Source organism: Mycobacterium sp. NGS63 (assembly GCF_059812295.1).
Window position 1 is genome coordinate 138,394 of sequence record NZ_JCALCJ010000007.1, and the last position, 25,489, is coordinate 163,882.

A 25,489-nucleotide genomic window follows, 5' to 3' on the forward strand; every position below is an offset into this window, starting at 1 on the left:
GGGGGCCAGGCGTGGTTCAGGCGTAGGTGCGCAGTTGCACCATCTTGCGCATGACGTCGCTCAGCTTGTGCACCGGCGCCCCGCACGTCAGGCAGTAGCCGCCCGGGCAGCGGTTGATCCGGTCGACCTGCGCCAAGACCTGGGCCTTGAGCCGGCGCACGCAGCCGATGCACAGGATCTCGACGACGTTGCCCGACGGGTCGAGGTTGGGCCGGTTGCACTGGTCCACGGCGTGCCGGTAGACGATGTGGGTGGCGCGGTTGGCGCAGCCGGCGTCGGCTTGGCAGGCGATCTCCTGCCAGTCGAGGGCGGCCAGCGCGTCTGACTGCGGGTCGACGACGCTCATCGCGTCCTCACTGAGGCGGCGCATCCCGGCATGAGCATGATGTAAGTCCTGGCTAAACTGGTCGAGCGGACTGACGACTCCGCATCAGCGGAATGCCAGTCAAGAACTATTGATTTGTCCCCAGACTCGGGGAAAAACGTGATTCCCGACAGTCGCCGAGTTTAAACTCGTACGCCAATAAAGACCAGGGTGGATTTACGACCAGTTCCATACCGACATGTCGCCGGGCGGGTACTGGTTGCACACATCGGTGGCCTTGGCCACGACGCCCTTGTTGTTGAAGAAGATCTTCATGTGGTTGACCCAGGCGAACGTCAGGGGATCGCCATTGTAGAAATTCTCAGAGTAATTCCTGCGGTCGGCCGGCGACAGGGAGTAAAACCAGTGCGCCTTGTCGATGACCGCCTGCTGCAGGTTGGGGTGGTTGTTGAAGTCGATCATGTACCGCTGGTAGTACACCGGGCTGGTGTCCCGGGCGGCCGCCAGGTACTGCTCGGCGTCGCAGGTGGTCTGGATCTGCCTGCGGGGGACCGGAAAGTCTTCAGTGGAATCGGCCGCGGCGGTCTTGGGGAAGGCCGCAGCGGCGAGCAAAAGTGCAACGAAAACGGCGCCTGCACGCACGCCAGAACTCAGCCGAGACATAGTGGCTACCGTAACACTTTCGGGCCCGGTGCGGGGGGCCCGATCCCGAATTCGTAGCCCATCTCACTATCCGTCGCGATCAGGGACGATGACGTGGCGCGGGTCCGGTCGCAGTTCCGGCGGGGCCTGGCTGTAGTCGCCGAACGGACCGTCGCGGCGCTCGACCGCCGCGCGCACCCCGTCGGCCTGGGCGGTCTTGATGAAATCGAGCGCGTCGGGGGTGTTGCGCATCAGGCCGTCGAGGATGCCGCCCAGCAACTGGGTGGACGCCAGCCCCATGTTCTCGTAGGCCTGGTTGACGATCAGCTTCTGCGCGCGCAGCTGCGACAGCGGGATGCGCGCCAGCTCGGCGGCGATCTCGGCGACGCGGGCTTCCAGCCGTTCGAACGGCACCGCCTCGTTGATCAGCTCGACCTCCGCGGCCTGCACACCGGTCAGCGGCCGGCCGGTGAGCGCGTGCCACTTGACCCTGGCCAGGCCCAGCCGGTACAGCCACATGCCGGTCAGATACGCCCCCCACATCCGGCTGTACGGGGTGCCGATCACGGCGTCCTCGCTGGCGATGACGAGGTCGGCGCACAGCGCGTAGTCGCTGCCCCCGCCGACGCACCAGCCGTGCACCTGCGCGATCACCGGCTTGGTCGCCCGCCAGATGGCCATGAACTTCTGATGCGGTCCGGTTTCGCGGGCGGTGATGACGGCGAAATCCTTGCCGGGGTCCCACCGGCCGTCGGTCATCATCGCCTCACCCCAGTGCTCGAAGCCGCCGCCGAAGTCGTAGCCCGCACAGAAGGCGCGGCCGGCGCCGCGCAACACGATGACTTTGACGCCGGGGTCGCGCTCGGCCAGCCCGACGGCCGCCTCGATCTCGTCGGGCATCGGCGGAACGATGGTGTTGAGCTGCTCGGGGCGGTTCAGCGTGATCGTCGCGACCGGGCCGGCGGTTTTGTACAGCAGGGTCTCGAATTCGGGGCTCGGCCCGGGTGTTGGCATAGCCCCAAACTTAGGGATCGGGCTGGCGATTTTCCGGCGATGACGCATAGATGCGGTCGCCGATTTTGAGATACGGCGTCGTGAGGTAGGCCGAGAAGACGACGACGGCAAGGAAGATGGCCGCGGCGAGGACGGCGTTGGGCCAGATTTTGCCCACCCCGGCCGCGAAGGAAACGATGCCGATGATCGAGGTGGCCCAGTAGAACCGGCGGCCGGGACGACGCTCGGCGATGAAGCGGAACCGCGCCTGCGCCGCCCCGGCGATGATGAAGATCAGCCCCGTCGCCAGCAGGGTGAGTTCGATGCGGTCGGTCGCTGTCACGCCGACGATCTTATGGGGTCTAGCATTTCCCCTCGGGGGGCGTGAAAGGGTCGTCTGCGGTCAGGGCGGAATGGGCAGGATTTTTGCGACGGCGGCGGCCGCGATAGCGCTCGCCCCGCTCTCGGTCGTGGCGACCACACCCGTTGCGGCGCAAGCGGCCCCGTGCGCCGGCGAGGGATCGAACCCCGTGTCGTGCCAGAACTGCCTGGCCTACGTCGAGGCGTATGGGACGGCGAACGTCTGCTACAACCCCGCCCCGCCCCGCACGGTCCAGCCGTCGCCGAGCCGGGTGCCGGTGTGGACCCCGGAGCCGGTCCCGCCGGAGCCCTTGCCGCCGGTGCAGCCGCCGGAGCGCGTTCCGCCCAGTTCCCCGCCAACCACGATCGCCGTGCAGACCCCGAAGCTCAACCCGGTGGGGCCCGGGGCGCCGCAAAACGCTCCGGTGGTGACACCGCCGAAGGGTCTGGAGGCGCCACCGCAGGCGGTCGAGGACGCCAAGGCCGCACCGGCGACGCGCATCAACCCCGCCAGCCCGCTGGAGCCGCCGAGTCGGGTGTATGACTTCAATCGCCAGGTGCAGAACGTGGTCGACGCCCATAACGGCAACATCGACGTGGTCAAGGCCGGCAATCAGGACCTGGTGCGCCCCCGGCATTGGGACTACATCGACTACGACGACAACCACCGGCCGGCCCTGTACAACCCGCTCAGCGAGGCGATCACCTTCCGCTACTTCTACGACGGCGCCGACCGGGAGGCGTTCGTGCCCGCCGGCGGCCGGATCGTGCTCGACGCCGCTGCCTCCGGCGTCTTCCCGTTCACCGCGGTCGGTTACAGCCATGTGGCGGCGGGCAGCTTCCGCGGCGGGGCCTCGATACCGCCGCCGGGGTCAAACGGCCCGCCGCCGCCGCAATACATCCCGCCGCCGCGCCCGGAGGTCTACCACGACGTGGCCGTCCAGGTGGCCGCCGACAACCAGACCGTGGCGGTGGGCCAGGTGGAGGTGCTGGGCCACGACGCCGGCCAGCCCGCGGGCGGCCAGGACACGTTCCTGTTCGACGACTCCACGCTGGCCTGGGGTCAGGTGAACGAGCCCGGCAGCGCCGCCCAGATCAGGGTGATCAGGACGCAGTCGCTACCGGCTGCCGGGCCGACCGACAACGGCGGCTACCTGGTGGCGCTGACCGCGCTCAAGGAACCGACCCAGCCCGGCGAACACTGGTGGCGCTCGGCGCTGAGCTACGGGGGGCTGGCGACGGCGGCTTGCCTGGTCGCGTTGCTGATCAGTCGCCGGAAACGGGGCGAGGACGACCCGTTTATGGATGGTTGACGCAGAACGCCACGCACATCGCGTCGACGGGAATCGGCACCCATTGCAGTTGCCCGTCGGCCTGGCGCCCGCAAAAGATGGGGCCGGGGTTGCCCCACACCTTGGCGCCCTCCGGGGAGCATGACTTGCCGATGTCGCTGTCGGCGTGCGCCGGGCCACTTCCCATGAGGAGCGCGATCGGAGCGACCGCCGTCACCATCGCCAAGCCGACGAACCTCAGTGCGCCCATGAGCCATGCCTTCCTCGACAACTTCCGCTGCATCACGATCGAGCTTAACTCTCGACCCTGCCCGCTCACGCGGTGAGCGTCCGCCACAGGAACGAGAAACTGAGCGCCGACTTGAACGCCACCTGTTCGTTGTCGGCCGCGCCGGCGTGCCCGCCCTCGATGTTCTCGTAGTAGCGGACCCGGTGGCCGGCGGCCTCGAGCGCGGCCGCCATCTTGCGGGCATGGCCCGGATGCACCCGGTCGTCGCGGGTGGACGTGGTCAGCAGCACCGGCGGGTAGTCGCGGGCCGCCGAAATGTTCTGGTAGGGGGAGTATTCGGAGATGAACTTCCAGTCGTCGGGGTTGTCGGGGTCGCCGTATTCGGCCATCCACGAGGCCCCCGCCAGCAGCAGGTGGTAGCGCCGCATGTCCAGCAGCGGCACGTCGCAGACCAGCGCGCCGAACTTCTCGGGGTATTGGGTGAGCATGATGCCCATCAGCAGCCCGCCGTTGCTGCCGCCGCGCGCGCCCAGCCGTTCGGGCGTCGTGATTCCGCGCTTCACCAAATCGGTTGCCACCGCGGCGAAGTCCTCGGCGACCTTGTGCCGCCCCTCGCGCATCGCCTGCGTGTGCCACCCGGGTCCGTACTCGCCGCCGCCGCGGATGTTTGCCACCGCGTAGGTTCCCCCGCGGGCCAGCCACAGCCGGCCCAGCACGCCGCTGTAGGCCGGCGTGTTGGCGGATTCGAATCCGCCGTACCCGCTCAGCAGCGTGGGGGAGGGTCCGTCGGCATCGGCGCGCCCGACGACGAAGTACGGGATCGGCGTGCCGTCGTCGGAGTTGACGAAATACTGTGCCACGGAGAGGTTTTCGGCGTCGAAGAAGGCCGGGGCGGACTTGATCGCCTCGAGCGTCCCAGCGCCGCGCATCAGCCGCGACGGCGTGAGGAATCCGCTGGAATCGAGGAAGAATTCGTCGCCGGTGTCGTCGGCGGCGACCACGACGGTGTTGGTCGCCGCGGGGATGCCCGCGACGGGCTCGCGGCGCCATTCGCCCGGCCTGGCGACCTCGACGCGGCTGGCCACGTCGGCCAGCGTGACGATCAGCAGGCGGTCCTTCGTCCACGCGTAATGGTTGAGGGCGGTGTGCTCGTCGGGCTCGAACACCACCCGCAATTGCGCTGTGCCGGCGAGGAACTCGTCGTAGCCGGCCGCCAGCAGCGACCCCGCGGCGTACGTGGCGCCGCCGAGGTGCCAGTCGCTGCGCAGCTCGATCAGGATGTGATCGCGGTGGATCGACACGCTCGCGTCGGTGGGCGCGTCGATGCGGATCAGCTCCTCACCGCGCAGCTCGTAGACCTCCTCGTTCCAGAAGTCCAGCGCCCGCCCGATGAACGTGCGCTCGAACCCGGGCGTCCGGTCGACCGACGCGGAGACGCGGACGTCGGAGCGGGCGCCCTCGAAGACGGTCTCGGCGGCGGTCAGCGGCGTGCCGCGCCGCCAGCGCTTGACCACGCGTGGATAGCCGGACTCGGTCAGCGAGTCCGCGCCGAAGTCGGTGCCCACCAGTACGGTGTCCGGGTCGGCCCAGGCGATCTGCGACTTGGCCTCGTGCAGCTCGAAGCCGCCGGCGACGAATTCGCGTGTCGCCATGTCGAATTCGCGCACGATCGACGCGTCGGAGCCGCCGCGGGACAGGCCGACCAGCGCGCGGGTGTGGTCGGGTTCGATCACGCCGGCCCCCGCCCATACCCATTTTTCGTCGTCGACCCGGCCCAGTTGATCGACGTCGATCAGCACGTCCCACTCGGGGGCGTCGGTGCGGTAGCTGTCCAGCGTGGTGCGCCGCCACAGCCCGCGCGGGTTGGCGGCGTCGCGCCAGAAGTTGTAGAGATACTCGCCGCGGCGCACCACATACGGAATCCGCGCGTCGGTGTCGAGCACCTCGAGCGCCTCGCCGCGCATCCGCTCGAACTCCGGCCCGCCGAACTCCGCCAGGGTCGGTTCGTTGCGCGCCCGCACCCACGCCAGCGCGTCGTCGCCGGTCACGTCCTCGAGCCACATGTAAGGGTCAGCCGTCATGGGAGCCATTGTCGCCCCGGCGGTAGTGTGAGGTGAGTTACACGAGGTCGCACGAGGAGGCGGGCAGATGACTGTTTTCGCACGTCCGGGCTCTGCCGGGGCACTGATGTCGTATGAATCCCGGTACGGCAACTTCATCGGGGGCGACTGGCTCGCGCCGGCGGGCGGGCGCTATTTCGAAAACCCGACGCCGGTGACCGGCCAGACCTTCTGCGAGGTGGCCCGCTCCGACGAGGCCGACATCGACAAGGCGCTCGACGCCGCGCACGCGGCGGCCCCGGCCTGGGGCAGGACCGCGCCGGCCGAGCGGGCGGCGATCCTCAACAAGATCGCCGATCGCATCGAGCAGAACACGGCCGCGCTGGCCGTGGCCGAAGTCTGGGACAACGGCAAGCCGGTCCGCGAGGCGTTGGCCGCCGACATCCCCCTGGCCGCCGACCACTTCCGGTACTTCGCCGGGGCGATCCGCGCGCAGGAGGGTTCGCTGAGCCAGATCGACGAGGAGACCGTCGCCTACCACTTCCACGAGCCGCTCGGCGTGGTGGGGCAGATCATCCCGTGGAACTTCCCGATCCTGATGGCCGCGTGGAAGATGGCGCCGGCGCTGGCGGCGGGCAACGCGGTGGTGCTCAAACCCGCCGAGCAGACACCGGTTTCGGTGCTCTACCTGATGTCGCTGATCGGTGACCTGCTGCCGCCGGGAGTTGTCAACGTGGTCAACGGATTCGGCGCCGAGGCGGGCAAGCCGCTGGCGTCGAGCAACCGGATCGCCAAGATCGCGTTCACCGGGGAGACCACCACCGGGCGGTTGATCATGCAGTACGCCAGCCAGAACCTGATCCCGGTGACCCTCGAGCTCGGCGGCAAGAGCCCCAACGTGTTCTTCTCCGACGTGATGGCAGCCGGCGACGAGTTCCAGGACAAGGCGCTGGAGGGCTTCACCATGTTCGCCCTCAACCAGGGCGAGGTGTGCACCTGCCCGTCGCGCAGCCTGATCCAGGCCGACATCTACGACGAGTTCCTGGAGCTGGCCGCGATCCGCACCAAGGCGGTCCGGCAGGGCGACCCGCTGGACAGCGAGACGATGCTCGGTTCCCAGGCGTCGAACGACCAGCTGGAAAAGATCCTGTCCTACATCGAGATCGGCAAGAACGAGGGCGCCAAGGTCATCACCGGCGGGGAGCGCGCCGAGCTGGGTGGCGACCTCTCCGGTGGCTACTACATGCAGCCCACCATCTTCGGCGGCAACAACGCGATGCGGGTCTTCCAGGAGGAGATCTTCGGGCCGGTGGTGGCGGTGACGTCGTTCGCCGACTACGACGACGCCATCTCGATCGCCAACGACACCCTCTACGGGCTGGGTGCGGGGGTGTGGAGCCGCGACGGCAACACCGCCTACCGGGCCGGCCGCGACATCCAGGCCGGCCGGGTGTGGGTGAACTGCTACCACGTGTATCCCGCGCACGCGGCGTTCGGCGGCTACAAGCAGTCCGGCATCGGCCGGGAGAACCACAAGATGATGCTCGACCACTACCAGCAGACCAAGAACCTGATGGTGTCCTACAGCAATAAGGCGCAGGGCTTCTTCTGATGGGCTCGGGTGCCCCGCCGGGGGTGGCGATCACCGCGGCCGCCGCCGAACTGCTGGCGCGGCTGCACGAGCGGCACGGCCCGCTGATGTTCCACCAGTCCGGCGGCTGCTGCGACGGGTCGTCGCCGATGTGCTACCCGCGCGGCGACTTCCTGGTGGGCGACCGCGACGTGCTGCTGGGCGTGCTCGACGTGGGCTCGGGCTCCGATGGGGTGCCGGTGTGGATTTCGGGCCCGCAGTACCAGGCGCACTACGCCGACAAGCACACGCAGCTGGTGATCGACGTGGTGCCGGGCCGCGGCGGCGGGTTCAGCCTGGAGGCCCCGGAGGGCGTGCGGTTTCTGTCCCGCGGGCGCGCGTTCACCGACGAAGAGCGGGCCGCGTTGCGGGGCGCGCCCGTCATCACCGGCGCCGCCTACGAGCGCGGCGAGCGCCCGCCGGCGCGCGGCCGGGTGGTGGAGTGATCCCGCTGCCGCGCCCGTGGCTGCTGGCCGGCGCCATGCTGGTCGGCTGCGCGGTCGGGCTGTTGGCCGGGGTCGCGCTCACGGTGCTGGTCCACGCGAGGATGCGCCCGGACGTCGTCATCGCGCTGGTGGTCGGGATTCCCACCGTCACCGGGCTGCTGACGGTCCTGCTCTCCGGGCGACGCTGGGTCACCATGGTCGGCGCGTTCGTCCTGTCGCTCGCGCCGGGATGGTTCGGCGTGCTCGTCGCCATGCAGGTGGCCTCCGGTGGCTGACAAGGACAAGGACAAGGACAAGGACGACGCCGAACGCGAGTCGAGCCCGGGGACCGAGGCCTTCGTCCCCGATTTCGACGACGACACCGGCTCGCAGCCGATTCCGGTCGCGGAAGAGCAGGGGGACGAGCCCGCCGCGGAGCCGGCCGCGGAGGAGCCTGTCGAGGAGGCGGGGGCCGAGGCCGACGGCGCGCCGGTGCAGCCGGTCACCGTTCCCGGCCGCTACATCTACCTCAAGTGGTGGCACCTGGTCCTGGTGGTTTTCGGCGTGTGGGCGGTGGCCGCCGTCGTCGGGCTCGGGCTGTTCTACTGGTGGTACCACTCGGTCGACAAGACGCCCGCGGTGTTCGCGGTCCTGGTCTACGTCGTGGCGTGCGCCGTGTGCGGCGTCATGCTCGCGATGGTGCAGGGCAATTCGCTCCTGTCGGCGCTGTCGCTGGCGGTCATGTCCGGGCCCTTTGCCTCCGTCGCCGCCGCGGCCCCGCTGTACGGGTACTACTACTGCGCGCACACCGGCCACTGCCTGATCGGCGTCATCCCGTACTAACGGGCTCGCCGTGAGCCGAGGCCACTAGGGTGGTGGCCGTGACTCATTACGACGTCGTCGTCCTCGGGGCCGGTCCGGGTGGGTATGTCGCCGCCATCCGCGCGGCGCAGCTGGGCCGCAGCACCGCAATCGTCGAGCCGAAGTATTGGGGCGGGGTGTGCCTCAACGTCGGCTGCATCCCGTCCAAGGCGTTGCTGCGCAACGCCGAGCTCGCCCACATCTTCACCAAAGAGGCCAAGACTTTCGGCATCAACGGGGAGGCGACGTTCGACTACGGGATCGCCTTCGACCGCAGCCGGAAGGTGGCCGAGGGCCGCGTCGCCGGCGTGCACTTCCTGATGAAGAAGAACAAGATCACCGAGATCCACGGGTATGGCCGGTTCACCGACTCCCGCACGCTGTCCGTCGAATTGAACGACGGCGGAATCGAGACGGTCACGTTCGACAACGCCATCATCGCCACCGGCAGCAGCACCCGGCTGGTTCCCGGAACGTCGCTGTCGGCCAACGTCGTCACCTATGAGGAACAGATCCTCTCGCGCGAGCTGCCGGCCTCGATCGTCATCGCCGGGGCCGGGGCCATCGGTATGGAGTTCGGCTACGTGCTGCGCAACTACGGGGTCGACGTGACCATCGTGGAGTTCCTGCCCCGCGCGCTGCCCAACGAGGACGCCGACGTCTCCAAGGAGATCGAAAAGCAGTTCAAGAAGCTGGGCATCAAGGTCCTCACCGGAACCAAGGTCGAGTCGATCGACGACAACGGCGCCGAGGTGCGCGTGGTCGTCAGCAAGGACGGCAAGGCCGAGGAACTGAAGGCCGAAAAAGTGTTGCAGGCCATCGGTTTTGCGCCCAACGTCGAAGGCTACGGACTCGAGGCCGCAGGGGTCGCCCTGACCGACCGCAAGGCGATCGGCATCACCGACTACATGCGCACCAACGTCGACCACATCTACGCCATCGGCGACGTCACCGGCAAGCTGCAGCTGGCCCACGTCGCCGAGGCCCAGGCCGTGGTGGCGGCCGAAACCATCGCCGGCGCAGAGACTTTGGCGCTCGGCGACTACCGCATGCTCCCGCGCGCGACGTTCTGCCAGCCCCAGGTCGCCAGCTTCGGGCTCACCGAGCAGCAGGCCCGCGACGAAGGTTACGACGTCGTGGTGGCCAAATTCCCCTTCACCGCCAACGGCAAGGCCCATGGCCTGGGCGATCCCAGCGGCTTCGTCAAGCTGGTGGCCGACGGCCGCTACCGCGAGCTGCTGGGCGGGCACCTCATCGGCCACGACGTCTCCGAGCTGCTGCCCGAGCTGACGCTGGCCCAGAAGTGGGACCTGACCGCCACCGAGTTGGCCCGCAACGTGCACACCCACCCGACCATGTCGGAGGCGCTGCAGGAGTGCTTCCACGGCCTGGTCGGCCACATGATCAACTTCTGAGTGCGCCGATGATCATTCGCAGCGACACCGTGCTGGGCGTCCTCGGCGGCGCCGCGACGGGTTATGTCCTGTGGCTGGTGGCCTTTTCGATCGCCGACGACAACGCGGCGGTGGGCCGATGGGCCCCGACGGTGCTGTTGTTGTCGCTCGCGCTGGCGGTGTGCGCCACGCTGTGGGCGTCGCTGCAGCGCCGCCGCCGCAGATACGCATGGTCGGCGTTCGGCTTCGGCCTGCCGATCCTGCCCGTGGCGCTGACGCTGGCCGTGCTGGCCGACGTCTACTTCTGACTCGGACTAACGAGGGTGGTCCAACGGGATCGCCAGCGCCGACATGGTGGCGGCCAGCCCGTCGTATTGGCTTGCCAGCAGGCAGAATTCGATGAGCTGGCGCCGGTCCAAATGACCGGCCAGCTGCTGCCAGGTGGCATCGGACAGCGTGCGGTCCTTGACGAACTCGTCGGTCGCCCTCAGCAGCGCCTGCTGCCGCGCGGACAGTATCCTGCGGGGTCCGTCGCCGTCCGGCGCGTCCGGCCAGGCGAAGATCACCGCCTGCGTGTCGGGGTCCAGCCCCGCCCGGCGCGCCAGCCGGCGATGGTGTTGCAGCTCGTATTCGCACGCGCGCAGATGCGCCACGCGCAGGATCACCAGCTCGGTGTCGGGCGCGGGCAGCCGTCCCCGCAGCAGGCGGGCGCCGTAAAACGCCCAGGCCCAGAACAACAACTGGCGCTGCCCCAGGGTGGTGAACAGATGAAACTCCGGTGCCTTCACCGTGCGCGCGCCGAGCTTGGCCACCACCCAGTTGATCGGGCCGAGCTCGCGGAATCGGCCCGACGGGATGCGGCCGTGCGCCGGGGCGGTCACGGCTGCTTCACCAGATACGGGGACACGGTGCTGCGGTGCTCGTCGAGGTCGAGCGCGCGGCCCAGCGCCGGGAACGCCCGCTGCGGGCAGTTGTCCCGTTCGCAGACGCGGCAACCCGCCCCGATCGGTGTGGCGATCTCGCCGGACAAGTCGAGTCCTTCCGAGTACACGAGACGGTGCGCGTGGCGAAGCTCGCAGCCCAGCCCGATTGCGAAGGTCTTACCGGGCTGACCATACCGCGCGGCGCGGCGTTCCACGGTGCGGGCCACCCACATGTAGTTGCGGCCGTCGGGCATCTGGGCGATCTGCACCAGGATCTTGCCCGGGTTGGCGAACGTCTCGTAGACGTTCCACAGCGGGCACGTCCCGCCGCTGGAGGAGAAGTGAAAGCCGGTGGCCGACTGTCGTTTTGACATGTTGCCGGCCCTGTCCACCCGCACGAACGAGAACGGCACCCCCCGCATCGTCGGGCGCTGCAACGTCGAAAGCCGGTGTGCGATGGTCTCGTAACTCACCGAGTAGAACGACGACAGCCGCTCGACGTCGTAGCGGAAATTCTCGGCGACGTCGTGAAACTGGCGGTAGGGCAGCACCGCGGCGGCGGCGAAGTAGTTGGCCAGTCCCAGCCGCGCCAGGGTGTGCGACTCCTCGCTGGTGAACTTGCCCTCGGCGACGAGGCTGTCGATCAGGTCGCCGAACTCGAGGTACGCCAGTTCGGCCGCCATCTTGAAGACCTGCTGACCCGAGGACAGGTGGTTGCTGATCTCCAGCGTCTTGGTGCCGGGCTCGTAGCGGTGCAGGACGGTGTCGCCGAGGTCGATGCGCCGGATGATGTGCACGCCGTGCACCTCGGTGAGCCGGCGGGTCAGCTCGCGGGCCAGGTCGCCGTGGTGCAACCGCATCTTGGTGGTGAGGTCCTCGGCGGCGGTGTCCAGCTCGTGCAGGTAGTTCTGGCGTTGGTAGAAGTAGTCGCGCACCTCTTCGTGCGGCATGGTGATCGACCCGCTGCCGCTGCCGTCGGAGTAGCGCTCCTCGGTGGCGGCGGCCAGCTGCGCCGTGGTGATCCGGTAGCGCCGGTGCAGGTTGACCACCGCGCGGGCCAGGGCCGGATGCGCGCCGACCATCTCGGCCACCTCGGTCGGGTCGACGTCGATGTCCAGGTCGCGGTCCATGGTCACCTCGCGCAGCTCGGCGACCAGCCGGGTGTCGTCCTGGGACGCGAAGAAGGTCGCGTCGACCCCGAACACCTCGGTGATCCGCAGCAGCACGGCCACCGTCAGCGGACGGACGTCGTGCTCGATCTGGTTGAGGTAGCTCGGCGAGATCTCCAGCATTTGCGCCAGCGCGGCCTGCGAGAAGCCGCGCTCGTTGCGCAGCTGGCGGACGCGGGAGCCGACGAACGTTTTGGCCACCCGACGAGCCTACCGGCCGCTGCGAAGGCGCGATTCGCAGAGTTGGCACCGCGGCGCGCTGCGGCCACGATTGGTGTTTTCGAGAGGCGATTTGGCATCATTCGCGTCGGGGTGCGGGGTTAACCTGAGGTACCGACGAGGAGGAAAAGGGGGAGAGCCGTGAGCCTGGACAAGACCATGATGCCGGTGCCCGACGGCCACCCCGACGTCTTCGACCGCGAGTGGCCGCTGCGCGTCGGTGACATCGACCGCACCGGGCGGCTGCGGCTGGACGCCGGCGCCCGGCACATCCAGGACATCGGCCAGGACCAGCTGCGCGAGATGGGCTTCGAGGAGACGCATCCGCTGTGGATCGTCCGGCGCACCATGGTCGACCTGATCCGCCCGATCGAGTTCCAGGACATGCTGCGGTGTCGGCGCTGGTGTTCGGGCACGTCGAACCGGTGGTGTGAGATGCGGGTTCGCATCGACGGGCGCAAGGGCGGCCTGATCGAGTCCGAGGCGTTCTGGATCAACATCAACAAGGAGACCCAGACGCCGTCGCGCATCGCCGACGACTTTTTGGCGGGGCTGCACAAGACGACGGACGTGCACCGGTTGCGGTGGAAGGGCTACCTGAAGCCGGGCGGCCGCGACGACGCGACCGAGATCCACGAGTTCCCGGTCCGGGTGACCGACATCGACCTGTTCGACCACATGAACAACTCGGTGTACTGGAGCGTCATCGAGGACTACCTGGCCTCGCACCCCGAGCTGATGCAGGGTCCGCTGCGCACCACGATCGAGCACGAGGCGCCGGTCGCGCTGGGGGACAAGCTGGAGATCATCTCGCACGTCCACCCGGCCGGCTCGACCGATCAATTCGGCCCCAACCTGGCCGATCGGCCTGTTACAACGCTCACATACGCCGTCGGCGACGAGACAAAAGCCGTCGCCGCGCTCTTCGCTCTGTAGCGAAATCGCCGCCCCCGCAGATTTGGGCCCTGACCTGCGAGAATGTGGTTACTGACGGGTAGCTTCTGAAACGTTTCAGCCGCGGCGCTTCTTCGCAAGATTTGCAAAATCGCTCGAAGTCGTTGCCGAAATTGGCAAATGAAACGGGTGGACCTGCGGTAACAAGCTGTGCCATCGTCGAGTTAGCACGCCAGTGAAGTTGAGCCTCTAGCTACAGCTGTGCGGCGGTAACCATTCACATGATCCGTTAAGGAGTAGGCCGATGTCTGTCGTTGGCACCCCCAAGAGCGCCGAGCAGATCCAGCACGACTGGGACACGAACCCGCGGTGGAAGGGCGTCACCCGCACCTACAGCGCCGAGGACGTCGTCGCGCTGCAGGGCACCGTCGTGGAGGAGCACACCCTGGCGCGCCGCGGCGCCGAGGTGCTGTGGGAGCAGCTGCACGAGCTGGAGTTCGTCAACGCGCTGGGCGCGCTGACCGGCAACATGGCCGTCCAGCAGGTGCGCGCCGGCCTGAAGGCCATCTACCTGTCGGGTTGGCAGGTCGCCGGTGACGCCAACCTGTCCGGCCACACCTACCCGGACCAGAGCCTGTACCCGGCCAACTCGGTGCCGCAGGTGGTTCGCCGGATCAACAACGCGCTGCTGCGCGCGGACCAGATCGCCAAGGTCGAGGGCGACCGGTCGGTGGAGAACTGGCTGGCCCCGATCGTCGCCGACGGTGAGGCCGGCTTCGGCGGCGCGCTCAACGTCTACGAGCTGCAGAAGGCCATGATCGCCGCAGGCGTCGCGGGGTCGCACTGGGAGGATCAGCTGGCCTCGGAGAAGAAGTGCGGCCACCTCGGCGGCAAGGTGCTGATCCCGACCCAGCAGCACATCCGCACCCTGACCTCGGCCCGCCTGGCGGCCGACGTCGCCGGCGTCCCGACGGTCGTGATCGCCCGGACCGACGCCGAGGCGGCGACGCTGATCACCTCGGACGTCGACGAGCGCGATCTGCCGTTCATCACCGGTGAGCGGACCAAGGAAGGCTTCTACCGGGTGCGCAACGGCCTGGAGCCGTGCATCGCCCGGGCCAAGGCCTACGCGCCGTACTCCGACCTGATCTGGATGGAGACCGGCACCCCGGACCTGGAGCTGGCGGCGAAGTTCGCCGAGGGCGTCAAGTCCGAGTTCCCGGACCAGATGCTGGCCTACAACTGCTCGCCGTCGTTCAACTGGAAGAAGCACCTCGACGACGCGACCATCGCCAAGTTCCAAAAGGAGCTCGGCGCAATGGGATTCAAGTTCCAGTTCATCACGCTGGCCGGCTTCCACGCCCTGAACTACTCGATGTTCGATCTGGCCTACGGCTACGCCCGCAACCAGATGAGCGCCTACGTGGAGCTGCAGGAGCGCGAGTTCAACGCCGAGGAGCGCGGCTACACCGCGACCAAGCACCAGCGCGAGGTCGGCGCCGGCTACTTCGACCGCATCGCCACCACGGTCGACCCCAACTCGTCGACCACCGCGCTGACCGGCTCGACCGAAGAGGGCCAGTTCCACTGAGTTAGTCTGCCGACCAGACGCAAAAGTCCCCTTTTTGCCGCGCAATTAGGGGCTTTTGCGTCTGCTCGCGCATATAAGGAGGAGTAATGGCAGCGATCCAGCGGGTGGGCGTTGTCGGGGCCGGGCAGATGGGCTCCGGCATCGCCGAGGTCGCCGTGCGCGCGGGTGTCGACGTGACCGTGTTCGAGACCACCGAGGCGTTGATCACGGCGGGCCGCAACCGCATCGTGAAGTCGCTGGAGCGGGGGGTCAGCGCGGGCAAGGTGACCGAGCGCGAGCGCGACCGCGCGCTCGGCCAGCTCACCTTCACCACCGACCTGAAGGACCTGGCCGACCGGCAACTGGTGATCGAGGCCATCATCGAGGACGAGGCCGTCAAGGCGCAGGTGTTCGCCGACCTGGACCGGGTCGTCACCGATCCCGACGCGGTGCTGGCGTCCAACACGTCGAGCATCCCGATCATGAAGATCGCCGCGGCCACCAAGAACCCGCAACGCGTACTGGGCCTGCACTTCTTCAACCCCGTCCCGGTGCTGCCGCTGGTCGAGTTGGTGTGCACGCTGGTCACCGACGAAGCCGCCGCCGCACGCACCGAGGAGTTCGCCGGCGCGGTGCTGGGCAAGCAGGTGGTGCGCTGCTCCGACCGGTCCGGCTTCGTGGTGAACGCGCTGCTGGTGCCCTACCTGCTGTCGGCGATCCGGATGGTGGAGGCCGGCTTCGCCAGCGTCGAGGACGTCGACAAGGCCGTCGTCGCCGGGCTGTCGCACCCCATGGGGCCGCTGCGGCTGTCCGATCTCGTCGGCCTGGACACCCTCAAACTCATCGCGGACAAAATGTTCGAGGAATTCAAGGAACCGCAATACGGTCCGCCCCCGCTGCTATTGCGCATGGTCGAAGCGGGCCGGCTCGGCAAAAAGTCGGGGCAGGGCTTCTACTCGTACTGACGGCTCGGCGGCCGTTCCCTTACTTCTCGCAGGTGAACTGGTTGACGTCGGTGTAGCCCTGGTGGAACAGCTTGGCGCAGCCGGTCAGGTACTTCATGTAGCGGTCGTAGACCTCTTGCGACTGGATGGCGATCGCCTGGTCCCGGTTGGCCTCGAGCGCCGCGGCCCAGGTCTCCAGGGTCCGCGCGTAGTGCAGCTGCAGCGACTGGATCCGCGTCACCTTGAACCCCGCGCCCGTCGCGTGCTCCTCGACCGACGGGATCGTCGGCAGCCAGCCGCCCGGGAAGATCTCGGCCAGGATGAACTGGGTGAAGTGGACGATCTCGTGGGTCAGCGGCAGGCCCTTGGCGCGGGCGTCCTTGAAGGTGGGACGCGAGATGGTGTGCAGCAGCATGACGCCGTCGGCCGGCAGCACCCGGTAGGCCATCTTGAAAAAGCGCGTGTAGCGAACGCGGCCGAAGTGCTCGAATGCGCCGATCGAAACGATGCGGTCGACGGGCTCGTCGAACTTCTCCCAGCCCTCCAGCAGCACCCGCCGGGTGCGTTTGGTGTCCATCGCGTCGAACGACTTCTGCACGTGCTCGGCCTGGTTCTCCGACAGCGTCAGGCCCACCACGTTGACGTCGTATTTCTCGATGGCGCGTCGCAGGGTGGCGCCCCACCCGCAGCCGATGTCCAGCAGCGTCATCCCCGGCTCCAGGCGCAGCTTGGACAGCGACAGGTCGATCTTGGCGATCTGGGCCTCGGCGAGCGTCATGTCGTCCCGCTCGAAGTATGCGCAGCTGTACGTCTGGCTCGGGTCGAGGAACAGCCGGAAGAAGTCGTCCGACAGATCGTAGTGCGCTTGCACATTCCCGAAATGCGGCGTGAGCTGCACAGACATTAGGAGTATGGCCTTTCGTTATCTCGGGGTTCCGCGCGTCCTGAAACGCCAGGCTCCGCGGGTACACCCCCGATGCATCCCCTGCATGCTAGCCGTTGAGGCTGTGCAAGTCGCCTTGCCGACACCCGCTTTGCGTCACACACCGATCACAAGACCCGCAGCACAGCCCCGACGGCGAGGCCCACCACCAGCAGCGCGCCCGCCTGGCGCACGTGTACCCACGCCAGCGCCGCGTACCACAGCGGCCACACCGGAAAGTTCGGCGGCGGCTCGTCCGGCCGCGGGCGCCGGAAGTGCGGCCACACCTTCACCAGGCGCGGCAGCGCCAGCGCGACGGCCAGCGCCGGCCAGGGCATCGCCCCCGCCGCGACGGCGGCGGCGACCAGCACGTAGAAGCCGACCATCATGCCCAGCGTCACCACCCGGGCGCGCGCCTCCCCGAGCAGGACGGGCAGCGTCCGGATGCCGAGCGGCTCGTCGTAGGGGATCTTGTCGATGTGCTTGCCCATCAACACCGTCGTGCACAACAGGCCATAGGGCAGCGACGCCAGCACGACGTCCCAGCCGACGGCCCCCACCGCGGAGTAGTAGGTCCCGCACACCATCAGCGGGCCCCACACGACGAAGACGTCCGGCTCCCCGAGGCCGCGCTTCTTCAGCCGCAGCGGCGGCGCCGTGTAGGCGACGCTCAGCGCGAACCCGCCGAGCGCGAACGCGATCACGGGCCAGCCGCGCGCCCACACCAGCGTGACCAGGATCGCCAGGTCCGCGACGTTCACCGCCAGGATCGCCAGCCCCAGCGTGCGTCGGCTGATCAGCCCGGACAGCACCGGGTGCGGCGCGTACAGCGCGCGCGGATAGCCGGCGCTGTCGGTGCCGACCTGCGTGTCGTACAGGTCGTTCATCAGGTTGTTGGCCGTGTGCGCCAGCGTGATCCCGAGCACGGCCAGGACCAGCCAGCGCCAGTCCAACCCGGGCCTCCCCACCGCCAACAGCGCGGCGACCAGGCCGGAGACCAGCGTCATGGGCAGCACGGCCGCGCGGGTGACGACGAGCCAGCGCGTGACGGCGTCGACCGGCCCGTCCGGCGGCGGGTTGGTGGTGCGGATCGCGTAGCCCCACGACTTCAGCCGTGAGCCCACGCTCACGTCAGGCATCTGGCTCGCGCGGCGGCACGATCGGCGAGGGATGCGGCTGCCCGCGGAACTTCTCCAGCGACCCGCCCGCCTCGACGATCCCGCAGATCGCGCTCCAGCTCAGCATGGTCAGGTAGTCGATCAGCTCGTCGGAGGTCATCCGCGGGTCGGAGATCCACGAGTGGGTGGCCAGCTGCACGCCGCCGACGATCATGTAGGCCCACGGCTCCACCCCGCCGGTGTCCATCCCGGCCTCCTGCATGCGGCGGCGCAGCATCATCGCGAGCATGCGGGCGATGATGCGCTCGGAGTCGGCGATCACTTTGCTCTTGGTGGGCGAGCTGTTGGCCATCACGAACCGGTAGGGCTCCGGTTCGTCGGCCACGGTTTCGACGTACACCCGGATGATCTCGCGGGTCAGGTCGAAGCCGTCCAGGTTGGACGAGAGCGCCCCGGCCATGTTGGGGATCAGCGTCGACTGCGCGAAGCGCATCAGCACCGCGGTGGTCAGGTCGTTCTTGTCGACGAAGTAGCGGTAGAGCACGGTCTTGGAAACGCCGATCTCCGCGGCGATTTCGTCCATGCTCAAAAATCGGCCGTGGCGGCGGATCGCCACGATGGTGCCGTCGACCAGCTCATTACGGCGCTCCACCTTGTGTTGGTGCCAGCGCCGCTTGCGACCATCCGTCTTGACGGTCACAGCCGGGATCCGCTCTGCCACTCTCGCCGCTTCCCACTCATCAGACGCTCTCGATACTACGGCTTGCGGGGCCCGTTTCGGCGGATGGGCCGCCCGTGCGCGGCCTCTCAAGCAGGGCGGTAACACTAACTGGCCGCGGCGGGACATGATGGTGTGGTGGCACACCGCGCCTCGCACCCCGGCGACCTCCCGGGTTCGCCGCCGACCCGGCGGGCCCGCGCGTCCCTGGCGGAATCCTTCGCCGGCGCCGATCCGGAGGCCGACGCCGAGCGCCGGGTGGCGCTGCGGCGGATGAAGACGGTGGCCCTGGGCTTTTTGCTCGGTGCCACCGCGGTGTACCTGGCCTGCCGCTGGGCGCAGGCGCACGCCGCCGCCGGCGACTGGGTGGGTTACGTCGGCGCCGGCGCGGAGGCCGGCATGGTGGGCGCCCTGGCCGACTGGTTCGCGGTGACCGCGCTGTTCAAACACCCGCTGGGCATACCCATACCGCACACCGCGATCATCAAGCGCAAGAAGGACCAGCTCGGCGAGGGCCTGGGCACCTTCGTGCGGGAGAACTTCCTGTCGCCGCCGGTCGTCGAGACCAAGCTGCGCGACGCCCAGGTGTCCAGCCGGCTCGGCAAGTGGCTGTCGGAGACCGCGCACGCCGAGCGGGTGGCCAGCGAGACGGCGACGGTGCTGCGGGTGCTGGTGGAACTCTTGCGCGACGAGGACGTCCAACAGGTGATCGACCGGATGATCGTGCGCCGCATCGCCGAACCCCAGTGGGGCCCGCCGGTGGGCCGGGTGCTGGGCACCCTGCTGGCCGAGAACCGCCAGGAGGCCCTGATCCAGCTGCTGGCCGACCGGGCGTTCCAGTGGTCGCTGAACGCCGGGGAGGTCATCCAGCGGGTGGTCGAGCGCGACTCGCCGACCTGGTCGCCGCGGTTCATCGACCACCTCGTCGGCGACCGCATCCACCGCGAATTGATGGACTTCACCGACAAGGTGCGCCGCAACCCCGACCACGAACTGCGCCGCTCGGCGACGCGCTTTTTGTTCGAGTTCGCCGGCGACCTGCAGCACGACCCGGAGACCATCGCGCGCGCCGAGGCGGTCAAGGATCAGCTGATGGCGCGCGACGAGGTCGCCAACGCGGCCGCGACAGCCTGGAAGACGCTCAAGCGGCTGGTGCTCGAGGGTGTCGACGACCCGTCCAGCGCGCTGCGCACCCGCATCGCCGACACCGTGGTCCGGATCGGGGAGTCGCTGCGCGACGACGCCGACCTGCGCGACAAGGTCGACAACTGGATCGTGCGGGCCGCCCAGCACCTGGTGTCGCAGTACGGGGTGGAGATCACCGCGATCATCACCGACACGATCGAGCGCTGGGACGCCGAGGAGGCCAGCCGGCGCATCGAGCTGCACGTGGGTCGTGACCTGCAGTTCATCCGGATCAACGGCACCGTGGTGGGCTCGCTGGCCGGCCTGATCATCTACGCCGTCGCGCACCTGCTTTTCTAGGGGTGCTAACAAGTGCTTGCAAAAGCAAGCACTTGCCCGTACTGTGGGCCGCGTAAAGATTGACGACCCGCGAGCCGAGGAGTACGCGATGCCACCGGAGGAGAAGCTCTCCGCCAAGGTGTCCACCGCGGCCTCCGACATGGCCTCCGACATCGGCAGCTTCATCCGCGACCTGCGCGAGAACGCGCAAGTCTCGGTGCGACAGCTCGCCGAGCGGTCGGGTGTCAGCAATCCTTACCTGAGCCAGGTCGAGCGCGGATTGCGCAAGCCGTCCGCCGACGTCCTGAATCAGATCGCCAAAGCGCTGCGGGTTTCCGCCGAGGTGCTCTACGTGCGGGCCGGGATCCTCGAGCCCAGCGACCCGAGCCAGGTGCGCGACGCCATCATCACCGACACGGCGATCACCGAGCGCCAGAAGCAGATCCTGCTGGAGATCTACGCGTCGTTCACCCAGCAGAACGAAGCCAATTTTGAGGAGTGTCCGGGCGAATCCGACAGCGACGACTGATTCGCGGCTCGCGCAGAGCCGCGCGGAGGTAGGTGACGAATAGATGCCCGGCCGTCTGGTTACCCAGCAGAACGGGTGCTACGTCACCACGCGGTCCTGACCACTCCCCCAGAGGAGCCGCCGCTTGACCTTTATCCCAGATCAGAGGCACTAACCCCGATAACGAAACAAATTATGGAAGGAAACACCATGGCCGAAAACCCGAACATCGACGACTTGCGGGCCCCGCTGCTGGCAGCGCTCGGCGCGGCCGACTTGGCCCTGGCCACGGTCAACGACTTGATCGCCAACCTGCGTGAGCGGGCCGAAGAGACCCGCACCGAAACCCGTAGCCGTGTCGAGGAGCGGCGCGCACGCCTGTCCAGGCTTCAGGAGGACCTGCCCGAGCAGCTCACCGAGCTGCGCGAGCGGTTCACCTCGGACGAGCTGCGCAAGGCCGCCGAGGGGTACCTCGAAGCGGCGACCAGCCGGTACAACGAGCTGGTCGAGCGGGGCGAGGCGGCCCTCGATCGGCTGCGTAGCCAGCGGCCGTTCGAGGACGCGTCGGCGCGGGCCGAGGGCTATGTGGACCAGGCCGTCGAGCTGACCCAGGAGGCGCTCGGCACCGTCGCCTCGCAGACCCGCGCGGTCGGTGAGCGGGCGGCCAAGCTGGTCGGCATCGAGCTGCCCAAGAAGGCCCCGGCCAAGAAGGCGCCCGCCAAGAAGGCGCCCGCCAAGAAGGCACCGGCCAAGAAGGCTCCGGCCAAGAAGGCTGCCGCCAAGAAGGTCACCCAGAAGTAGTCGGGCACGACCACTCACTCGACTCCGAGTCGCCCCACGGCGGCTCGGAGTCGACGTTTTGGACGCTCGCCGCATACGCTTGACGCGTGACCGCCGTGAATACCGTCCTGTTCGTCTTGAGCCTCGCCGTCCTGGCGACGGTGCTGTACGCGTTCGTGCATGCGGCGCTGCAACGCTCCGACGCCTATACCGCGGCCGACAAGCTGACCAAGCCGGTGTGGCTGGTGATCCTGGGCGTGTGCGGCATCGTCAGCCTGTGGCTGGGCGTGCTGGGCATGGCGATCGCGGCGGGCGCCGCCGGCATCTACCTCGTCGACGTGCGGCCGAAACTGCTGGAAATCCAAGGCAAGTCGCGCTAGCGCGATGAAGGCCCCGCTCGTCGCGCTGATGGCGGTGGTGGTCACCCTGCTCGCCGCGCCTCCCGCTCACGCTGATTCGGCAACCGCTCCGCAGCCTCCCTTCGTCGACCACACCGAGTGGGTGCACTGGCAGGGGCTGCCGAGCCTGCGGGTCTTCCCCACACCGTCCGGGCGAGCCGCGTCCCGACAGCCCGGCGACGCGGACGTCACCGAGGCCTGGGGTGAGGTGCTGGCGGCCGCGCCGGACGCGGACACGCCAGGCATGCGCGCGCAGTTCGTCTGCCACTGGCAGTTCGCCGAACTGGCGCGCCCGGGCAAGGCCAGCTGGAACCTGGAGCCGTGGCGCCCGGTGGTCGACGACGCCGAAATGGTGGCCACCGGCTGCAATCCCGGCGGTCCCGAAGAAGCCTTCTAGTGGCGAGCCGACCCACCCGGGCCCAGCTGGCGGCCCGGATCGACCACACCCTGCTCAAACCCGAGGCCACCCCCGACGACGTGGCCGCCCTGGGCGCCGAGGCCGCCGGACTCGGTGTCTACGCGGTCTGCGTCTCGCCGTCGATGGTGCCGGTGGCTGTCACCGCGGGCCGGGGCGTGCCGGTGGCGGCGGTGGCGGGTTTCCCGTCGGGCAAGCACGTGTCGGCCGTCAAGGCGCACGAGGCCGCCCAGGCCGTCGCCGACGGCGCCGCCGAGATCGACATGGTCATCGACGTCGGCGCCGCGCTGGCCGGCGACGTCGCCGCCGTGCGCAATGACATCGAGGCGGTGCGCGCGGCCATACCGGGGGCGGTGCTCAAGGTGATCGTGGAGTCGGCGGTGCTGCTGGACGGCCCGGGCGAGCGCACGCTCGCCGACGTGTGCCGCGCCGCCGAGGACGCCGGCGCCGACTTCGTCAAGACCTCGACCGGGTTTCATCCCGCCGGCGGGGCATCGGTGCGTGCGGTCGCGCTGATGGCCGAGACCGTCGGCGGGCGGCTGGGCGTCAAGGCCAGCGGCGGCATCCGCACCGCCGCCGACGCACTGGCGATGCTGGACGCCGGCGCGACCCGGCTGGGCCTATCCGGCACCCGGGCCGTGCTCGACGGGCTGGACCCCGAAAGCTAGCGCGCGCGGCGCCGACTGTGAAGCCATGGCGTCGGCTGTGAAGCGAGGGCGACGCGATCGCCCGAAATCCCGCCCTGCACTCACACCGAAAGCCGTGAGTTCACACCCAAAGCCGTGAGTTCACCCTTGCGCGCTCAGAGGTGGGCGAAGCAGGGGTCGTTGCTGTTGTCGTTGGGGATGGTGGCGTTCTGCGTCGAAAAGTGGCTCGTCACACCGGTATCCGTGACTTGCACGCTGTCGGCGTGGATCCCCAGCGGGTAGTTCTTGGTCAGGTTCGACGTGAAGTCGTTGAGCGTGGACTGCACGGACTCCTTGGGCAGCGTGAAGCCGAGCGCGTTGAAGCTGACGATCTGTAGCTCGATCCCGTTACCGGACACCACCGGCTTGGCCGTGATGTTGTCCAGCATCCCCTTCAACTCGATGGTCCCGTCGGCCGGATGAGTGGTCACGCTGTTGGTGACGAAAGGACCCAGGACCGGGATCGCGTTCTGCACCGACTGCTTGATGCCGTCACTGGTCCAGGTGATGGTGGCGTCCAGTGAGCCGACGGTGCCCTTCGAGTTGGCCGTCGACCGCAACCGCACGTCTTTGATGTTGATCGAGAGCTTCATGCCCTTGGCGTCGCGGACGTTGTTGCCGGCCGTCTGCACCGAGATGTTGGTGTAGTGCTTGGTCATCTGCTGCCACAGCATCAGCGGCGTCACGCCGAACGACGCGGTGGCCTGGTCCTTGACCTCGCAGGCCACGGCTTCGGCGACCTTTTTGTCCGCCACGTGACGCACGTACAGCTCGGCCCCGATCAGCCCCGCGATGATGAGCGCGAAGACGATGACGCAGACGAGCAGGATGGACAGCGGGTCGCGCAGGAAGCGACGTTTTCTTTTCACCGGTGCCAGTTCCTCGGTCGGAGCAGCCAGCTGATCCGTCGGGGCCGCGGCCGAGCTCGGTGGCGGCGGGGGGCCGGGCCGGTGCACGGCCGCATTGGGCGAGCTCAGCTGCTCGGTCCGTTCCGTCTGGTAGCCGGGCTCCTGACCCAACGCGGCCGTCGGCGGCGCCTGAGCCGGGTCGGGCGGCGGGACGTGGCCCGGGCCGCCGGTGCCGATCCGCTCGGTCGGCCGCTCGGTGGGGGGCTGGCCGAAGGGGCCCTGGTTGCTGGGACGAGCCCACGTCGACGGGCCCTCGTCCGGTGGTCCTTGCGGGTTCGTCACTTGACCGATTCTGCCCTATCCAACTGAGCGAAGTCCGAACGGTTTCGCAGCACCGCGATGCTGTCCCGGGCCGCGGCCACCCGCTCGACGTCGATGTCGGCGACCACCAGCTGCGGGTCGGCACCGGCGGAGGCCACCACCTCACCCAGCGGCGAGGCCAGCAGGCTGCCGCCCACCCCCAGCGGCGCGCCCGACCCGGACGTGGTCGCGGCCTCGCCTGGGTCGGCCTGACCGACGGCGGCCACGTAGCTCATCGAGTCCAGCGCGCGGGCCCGGGCCAGCAGCGTCCACTGCTCGAGCTTGCCGGGCCCGGATCCCCAGGACGCGCAGACGACGATCAGCTGGGCGCCGCGGCGGGCCAGCTCGGTGTAGAGCGCCGGGAAGCGGACGTCGTAGCAAACGCTCAACCCCACCGCCACCCCGTCGACCTCGACCACCACCGGCTCGCGGCCCGGCGCGACCGTGCGCGACTCGGTGAAGCCGAACGCGTCGTAGAGGTGGATCTTGTCGTAGTGGGCGTCGGGCCGGTTGGGTGCGCCCGGCCCGGCCACGATCAGCGTGTTCGTCACCCGCCCGTCGCCGGCGGGGCTGAACATGCCCGCGACGACGGCGATCCCGGCCTCGGTCGCGATCCGCCGCACCCCGTCGGCCCAGGGCCCGTCGACCGGCTCGGCCACCGGCGCCAGGGGGACGCCGAACCGGCACATGGTCGCCTCCGGGAAGATCACCAGCGCGGCGCCCGCGTCGGCGGCCCGGCCGGTGTACTCGCGCACCTGCTGCAGGTTGGCCGCCGGATCGCTGCCGCTGAGGATCTGCGCCAACGCGACTCGCATGGCAATCAGCCTAGGCGTGGGTGGCGATCCACTCCGCGGTCAGGCGTTGTTCGCGGCTCACCAGCTCGGCCAGCTGGGCGCCGATCAGCCGCTCCACCTTGCCGCCGATGAGCGGGACCCGGACCTGCACGGTGATGCGGAACTCAAGCCGCGCGCCGCCGGACTCCAGCGGTGACAGGTCGGCGGTGCCCGACACGGTCACCGGGGTGCCCTCGATCGAGCCCGCGATGGACGCCGCCGCCGCGCCGTCGGTGACCGGTCCCCACGCCTCCTTGCGCCGGACGCACAGATCGCCGCGGTGCAGCTGCTTGACGAGGGCGTGCAGGTTGTGGCTGCGCACCAGTTGCAGGGTGACCACCTCGACGGTGCCGTCGTCGATCCGCATCGACTCCAGCCGCGCCTCGTCGACGGGAATGTCGGCCAGCCTGGCCTTCCAGTACCCCTCCTCCAGGAAGGCCCGATGGATCTCTTCGACGCTGTTCTCGTAGTCGGCCGACAAGTCGAATGAGCGCGGCATAGCTGGCCAG

Annotated in this window: 30 protein-coding genes; 16 read left to right on the forward strand and 14 right to left on the reverse strand. The window is 68.7% G+C overall.

Annotated elements, in window-relative coordinates:
- Positions 1 to 16: 16 nt before the first annotated feature.
- The 4 genes from AC5Y4Z_RS19080 to AC5Y4Z_RS19095 form a co-directional block, all read right to left on the reverse strand.
- Positions 17 to 370 (reverse strand): hypothetical protein, encoded by a 354-nt coding sequence (locus tag AC5Y4Z_RS19080; RefSeq protein ID WP_499966161.1) that lies wholly within the window; start codon positions 368 to 370, stop codon positions 17 to 19.
- A 171-nt stretch (positions 371 to 541) separates the two neighbouring features.
- Positions 542 to 988, reverse strand: coding sequence for a DUF5078 domain-containing protein (locus AC5Y4Z_RS19085; RefSeq protein WP_499966163.1), 447 nt, complete (start codon positions 986 to 988; stop codon positions 542 to 544).
- 66 nt (positions 989 to 1,054) lie between these two features.
- On the reverse strand, positions 1,055 to 1,981 hold the full coding sequence (locus AC5Y4Z_RS19090; protein ID WP_499966165.1) for a crotonase/enoyl-CoA hydratase family protein: 927 nt from the start codon (positions 1,979 to 1,981) through the stop codon (positions 1,055 to 1,057).
- 10 nt (positions 1,982 to 1,991) lie between these two features.
- The gene (locus tag AC5Y4Z_RS19095; RefSeq protein WP_499966167.1) at positions 1,992 to 2,303 is read right to left on the reverse strand and encodes a hypothetical protein; all 312 of its coding nucleotides are present in this window, start codon (positions 2,301 to 2,303) and stop codon (positions 1,992 to 1,994) included.
- A 70-nt stretch (positions 2,304 to 2,373) separates the two neighbouring features.
- On the opposite strand from AC5Y4Z_RS19095, the gene AC5Y4Z_RS19100 reads away from it, so the two are divergent.
- On the forward strand, positions 2,374 to 3,633 hold the full coding sequence (locus tag AC5Y4Z_RS19100) for a hypothetical protein (RefSeq protein ID WP_499966169.1): 1,260 nt from the start codon (positions 2,374 to 2,376) through the stop codon (positions 3,631 to 3,633).
- Here AC5Y4Z_RS19100 and AC5Y4Z_RS19105 read toward each other — a convergent pair.
- Positions 3,620 to 3,862 (reverse strand): hypothetical protein, encoded by a 243-nt coding sequence (locus AC5Y4Z_RS19105; protein ID WP_499966171.1) that lies wholly within the window; start codon positions 3,860 to 3,862, stop codon positions 3,620 to 3,622. The genes AC5Y4Z_RS19100 and AC5Y4Z_RS19105 overlap by 14 nt on opposite strands.
- Before the next feature lie 65 nt (positions 3,863 to 3,927).
- Positions 3,928 to 5,931, reverse strand: a complete 2,004-nt coding sequence (locus AC5Y4Z_RS19110; protein ID WP_499966173.1) for a prolyl oligopeptidase family serine peptidase — start codon at positions 5,929 to 5,931, stop codon at positions 3,928 to 3,930.
- Between the two features lie 58 nt (positions 5,932 to 5,989).
- Here AC5Y4Z_RS19110 and exaC point away from each other — a divergent pair, with 58 nt between their 5' ends.
- From exaC to AC5Y4Z_RS19140, 6 genes are read left to right on the forward strand one after another with little or no spacing between them, the layout of a single operon-like run.
- Positions 5,990 to 7,513: an acetaldehyde dehydrogenase ExaC gene (gene exaC / locus AC5Y4Z_RS19115; protein ID WP_499966174.1), complete on the forward strand. Its 1,524-nt coding sequence runs from the start codon at positions 5,990 to 5,992 to the stop codon at positions 7,511 to 7,513.
- Positions 7,513 to 7,977 carry a DUF779 domain-containing protein gene (locus tag AC5Y4Z_RS19120; RefSeq protein ID WP_499966175.1) on the forward strand — a complete coding sequence of 155 codons (465 nt, stop codon included), beginning with the start codon at positions 7,513 to 7,515 and terminating at the stop codon, positions 7,975 to 7,977. Before exaC ends, AC5Y4Z_RS19120 begins: the two co-directional genes overlap by 1 nt.
- On the forward strand, positions 7,974 to 8,252 hold the full coding sequence (locus AC5Y4Z_RS19125) for a putative holin (RefSeq protein ID WP_499966177.1): 279 nt from the start codon (positions 7,974 to 7,976) through the stop codon (positions 8,250 to 8,252). The genes AC5Y4Z_RS19120 and AC5Y4Z_RS19125 overlap by 4 nt, the downstream gene beginning before the upstream one ends.
- Complete coding sequence (locus tag AC5Y4Z_RS19130; RefSeq protein ID WP_499966179.1) at positions 8,245 to 8,799, forward strand: hypothetical protein; 555 nt, start codon at positions 8,245 to 8,247, stop codon at positions 8,797 to 8,799. Before AC5Y4Z_RS19125 ends, AC5Y4Z_RS19130 begins: the two co-directional genes overlap by 8 nt.
- Positions 8,800 to 8,837: 38 nt before the next feature.
- Positions 8,838 to 10,232, forward strand: a complete 1,395-nt coding sequence (lpdA, locus tag AC5Y4Z_RS19135; RefSeq protein ID WP_499966180.1) for a dihydrolipoyl dehydrogenase — start codon at positions 8,838 to 8,840, stop codon at positions 10,230 to 10,232.
- 8 nt (positions 10,233 to 10,240) lie between these two features.
- The gene (locus tag AC5Y4Z_RS19140; RefSeq protein ID WP_499966181.1) at positions 10,241 to 10,519 is read left to right on the forward strand and encodes a hypothetical protein; all 279 of its coding nucleotides are present in this window, start codon (positions 10,241 to 10,243) and stop codon (positions 10,517 to 10,519) included.
- Positions 10,520 to 10,525: 6 nt separating this feature from the next.
- On the opposite strand, the gene AC5Y4Z_RS19145 is transcribed toward AC5Y4Z_RS19140, so the two are convergent.
- Both AC5Y4Z_RS19145 and ramB read right to left on the reverse strand, forming a co-directional pair.
- Positions 10,526 to 11,092 (reverse strand): carboxymuconolactone decarboxylase family protein, encoded by a 567-nt coding sequence (locus tag AC5Y4Z_RS19145; protein ID WP_499966182.1) that lies wholly within the window; start codon positions 11,090 to 11,092, stop codon positions 10,526 to 10,528.
- Positions 11,089 to 12,504 (reverse strand): acetate metabolism transcriptional regulator RamB, encoded by a 1,416-nt coding sequence (ramB, locus tag AC5Y4Z_RS19150; protein WP_499966183.1) that lies wholly within the window; start codon positions 12,502 to 12,504, stop codon positions 11,089 to 11,091. Before ramB ends, AC5Y4Z_RS19145 begins: the two co-directional genes overlap by 4 nt.
- 159 nt (positions 12,505 to 12,663) lie before the next feature.
- On the opposite strand from ramB, the gene AC5Y4Z_RS19155 reads away from it, so the two are divergent.
- The 3 genes from AC5Y4Z_RS19155 to AC5Y4Z_RS19165 all read left to right on the forward strand — a co-directional run bounded on the left by AC5Y4Z_RS19155 (position 12,664) and on the right by AC5Y4Z_RS19165 (position 15,951).
- A complete protein-coding gene (locus AC5Y4Z_RS19155; RefSeq protein WP_499966184.1) occupies positions 12,664 to 13,458 on the forward strand; it encodes an acyl-ACP thioesterase domain-containing protein in 795 nt (264 codons plus the stop codon).
- A 262-nt stretch (positions 13,459 to 13,720) separates the two neighbouring features.
- Positions 13,721 to 15,007 (forward strand): isocitrate lyase, encoded by a 1,287-nt coding sequence (aceA, locus tag AC5Y4Z_RS19160; protein WP_499966186.1) that lies wholly within the window; start codon positions 13,721 to 13,723, stop codon positions 15,005 to 15,007.
- An 86-nt stretch (positions 15,008 to 15,093) separates the two neighbouring features.
- Positions 15,094 to 15,951 carry a 3-hydroxybutyryl-CoA dehydrogenase gene (locus tag AC5Y4Z_RS19165; RefSeq protein WP_499966188.1) on the forward strand — a complete coding sequence of 286 codons (858 nt, stop codon included), beginning with the start codon at positions 15,094 to 15,096 and terminating at the stop codon, positions 15,949 to 15,951.
- 19 nt (positions 15,952 to 15,970) lie between these two features.
- Here AC5Y4Z_RS19165 and pcaA read toward each other — a convergent pair whose 3' ends face one another.
- From pcaA to AC5Y4Z_RS19180, 3 genes are all read right to left on the reverse strand, one after another.
- Positions 15,971 to 16,834: a cyclopropane mycolic acid synthase PcaA gene (gene pcaA / locus AC5Y4Z_RS19170; protein WP_499966189.1), complete on the reverse strand. Its 864-nt coding sequence runs from the start codon at positions 16,832 to 16,834 to the stop codon at positions 15,971 to 15,973.
- 146 nt (positions 16,835 to 16,980) lie between these two features.
- Positions 16,981 to 17,991: a prenyltransferase gene (locus AC5Y4Z_RS19175; protein WP_499966191.1), complete on the reverse strand. Its 1,011-nt coding sequence runs from the start codon at positions 17,989 to 17,991 to the stop codon at positions 16,981 to 16,983.
- Positions 17,984 to 18,691 (reverse strand): TetR/AcrR family transcriptional regulator, encoded by a 708-nt coding sequence (locus AC5Y4Z_RS19180; RefSeq protein WP_499966193.1) that lies wholly within the window; start codon positions 18,689 to 18,691, stop codon positions 17,984 to 17,986. The genes AC5Y4Z_RS19175 and AC5Y4Z_RS19180 overlap by 8 nt, the downstream gene beginning before the upstream one ends.
- 132 nt (positions 18,692 to 18,823) lie before the next feature.
- On the opposite strand from AC5Y4Z_RS19180, the gene AC5Y4Z_RS19185 reads away from it, so the two are divergent.
- The 6 genes from AC5Y4Z_RS19185 to deoC all read left to right on the forward strand — a co-directional run bounded on the left by AC5Y4Z_RS19185 (position 18,824) and on the right by deoC (position 22,921).
- Positions 18,824 to 20,173 (forward strand): DUF445 domain-containing protein, encoded by a 1,350-nt coding sequence (locus AC5Y4Z_RS19185; protein WP_499966194.1) that lies wholly within the window; start codon positions 18,824 to 18,826, stop codon positions 20,171 to 20,173.
- 88 nt (positions 20,174 to 20,261) lie between these two features.
- On the forward strand, positions 20,262 to 20,681 hold the full coding sequence (locus tag AC5Y4Z_RS19190; RefSeq protein WP_499966196.1) for a helix-turn-helix domain-containing protein: 420 nt from the start codon (positions 20,262 to 20,264) through the stop codon (positions 20,679 to 20,681).
- Between the two features lie 189 nt (positions 20,682 to 20,870).
- Positions 20,871 to 21,461 (forward strand): heparin-binding hemagglutinin HbhA, encoded by a 591-nt coding sequence (gene hbhA, locus AC5Y4Z_RS19195; RefSeq protein WP_499966197.1) that lies wholly within the window; start codon positions 20,871 to 20,873, stop codon positions 21,459 to 21,461.
- 95 nt (positions 21,462 to 21,556) lie between these two features.
- Positions 21,557 to 21,820: a DUF2516 family protein gene (locus tag AC5Y4Z_RS19200; RefSeq protein ID WP_499966375.1), complete on the forward strand. Its 264-nt coding sequence runs from the start codon at positions 21,557 to 21,559 to the stop codon at positions 21,818 to 21,820.
- A gap of 4 nt (positions 21,821 to 21,824) precedes the next feature.
- Positions 21,825 to 22,235 (forward strand): DUF2599 domain-containing protein, encoded by a 411-nt coding sequence (locus AC5Y4Z_RS19205; protein ID WP_499966198.1) that lies wholly within the window; start codon positions 21,825 to 21,827, stop codon positions 22,233 to 22,235.
- Positions 22,235 to 22,921, forward strand: coding sequence for a deoxyribose-phosphate aldolase (gene deoC / locus AC5Y4Z_RS19210; RefSeq protein ID WP_499966199.1), 687 nt, complete (start codon positions 22,235 to 22,237; stop codon positions 22,919 to 22,921). The genes AC5Y4Z_RS19205 and deoC overlap by 1 nt, the downstream gene beginning before the upstream one ends.
- 134 nt (positions 22,922 to 23,055) lie before the next feature.
- Here deoC and AC5Y4Z_RS19215 read toward each other — a convergent pair whose 3' ends face one another.
- From AC5Y4Z_RS19215 to AC5Y4Z_RS19225, 3 genes are read right to left on the reverse strand one after another with little or no spacing between them, the layout of a single operon-like run.
- The gene (locus AC5Y4Z_RS19215) at positions 23,056 to 24,129 is read right to left on the reverse strand and encodes an LmeA family phospholipid-binding protein (RefSeq protein WP_499966200.1); all 1,074 of its coding nucleotides are present in this window, start codon (positions 24,127 to 24,129) and stop codon (positions 23,056 to 23,058) included.
- Positions 24,126 to 24,962, reverse strand: a complete 837-nt coding sequence (locus AC5Y4Z_RS19220; RefSeq protein ID WP_499966202.1) for a carbon-nitrogen hydrolase family protein — start codon at positions 24,960 to 24,962, stop codon at positions 24,126 to 24,128. Before AC5Y4Z_RS19220 ends, AC5Y4Z_RS19215 begins: the two co-directional genes overlap by 4 nt.
- Positions 24,963 to 24,972: 10 nt before the next feature.
- Positions 24,973 to 25,479: a DUF2505 domain-containing protein gene (locus AC5Y4Z_RS19225; RefSeq protein ID WP_499966203.1), complete on the reverse strand. Its 507-nt coding sequence runs from the start codon at positions 25,477 to 25,479 to the stop codon at positions 24,973 to 24,975.
- Between the last annotated feature and the right edge of the window lie 10 nt (positions 25,480 to 25,489).

What these genes read in the sequence shown, in the direction of transcription:
- AC5Y4Z_RS19080 (WP_499966161.1), bottom strand. Translation starts at nt 370, where the DNA reads ATGCGCCGCCTCAGTGAGGACGCGATGAGCGTCGTCGACCCGCAGTCA.
- AC5Y4Z_RS19085 (WP_499966163.1), bottom strand. Translation starts at nt 988, where the DNA reads ATGTCTCGGCTGAGTTCTGGCGTGCGTGCAGGCGCCGTTTTCGTTGCA.
- AC5Y4Z_RS19090 (WP_499966165.1), bottom strand. Translation starts at nt 1,981, where the DNA reads ATGCCAACACCCGGGCCGAGCCCCGAATTCGAGACCCTGCTGTACAAA.
- AC5Y4Z_RS19100 (WP_499966169.1), top strand. Translation starts at nt 2,374, where the DNA reads ATGGGCAGGATTTTTGCGACGGCGGCGGCCGCGATAGCGCTCGCCCCG.
- AC5Y4Z_RS19105 (WP_499966171.1), bottom strand. Translation starts at nt 3,862, where the DNA reads ATGGGCGCACTGAGGTTCGTCGGCTTGGCGATGGTGACGGCGGTCGCT.
- AC5Y4Z_RS19110 (WP_499966173.1), bottom strand. Translation starts at nt 5,931, where the DNA reads ATGGCTCCCATGACGGCTGACCCTTACATGTGGCTCGAGGACGTGACC.
- exaC (WP_499966174.1), top strand. Translation starts at nt 5,990, where the DNA reads ATGACTGTTTTCGCACGTCCGGGCTCTGCCGGGGCACTGATGTCGTAT.
- AC5Y4Z_RS19120 (WP_499966175.1), top strand. Translation starts at nt 7,513, where the DNA reads ATGGGCTCGGGTGCCCCGCCGGGGGTGGCGATCACCGCGGCCGCCGCC.
- AC5Y4Z_RS19140 (WP_499966181.1), top strand. Translation starts at nt 10,241, where the DNA reads ATGATCATTCGCAGCGACACCGTGCTGGGCGTCCTCGGCGGCGCCGCG.
- aceA (WP_499966186.1), top strand. Translation starts at nt 13,721, where the DNA reads ATGTCTGTCGTTGGCACCCCCAAGAGCGCCGAGCAGATCCAGCACGAC.
- AC5Y4Z_RS19165 (WP_499966188.1), top strand. Translation starts at nt 15,094, where the DNA reads ATGGCAGCGATCCAGCGGGTGGGCGTTGTCGGGGCCGGGCAGATGGGC.
- pcaA (WP_499966189.1), bottom strand. Translation starts at nt 16,834, where the DNA reads ATGTCTGTGCAGCTCACGCCGCATTTCGGGAATGTGCAAGCGCACTAC.
- AC5Y4Z_RS19175 (WP_499966191.1), bottom strand. Translation starts at nt 17,991, where the DNA reads ATGCCTGACGTGAGCGTGGGCTCACGGCTGAAGTCGTGGGGCTACGCG.
- AC5Y4Z_RS19190 (WP_499966196.1), top strand. Translation starts at nt 20,262, where the DNA reads ATGCCACCGGAGGAGAAGCTCTCCGCCAAGGTGTCCACCGCGGCCTCC.
- hbhA (WP_499966197.1), top strand. Translation starts at nt 20,871, where the DNA reads ATGGCCGAAAACCCGAACATCGACGACTTGCGGGCCCCGCTGCTGGCA.
- AC5Y4Z_RS19205 (WP_499966198.1), top strand. Translation starts at nt 21,825, where the DNA reads ATGAAGGCCCCGCTCGTCGCGCTGATGGCGGTGGTGGTCACCCTGCTC.
- AC5Y4Z_RS19220 (WP_499966202.1), bottom strand. Translation starts at nt 24,962, where the DNA reads ATGCGAGTCGCGTTGGCGCAGATCCTCAGCGGCAGCGATCCGGCGGCC.
- AC5Y4Z_RS19225 (WP_499966203.1), bottom strand. Translation starts at nt 25,479, where the DNA reads ATGCCGCGCTCATTCGACTTGTCGGCCGACTACGAGAACAGCGTCGAA.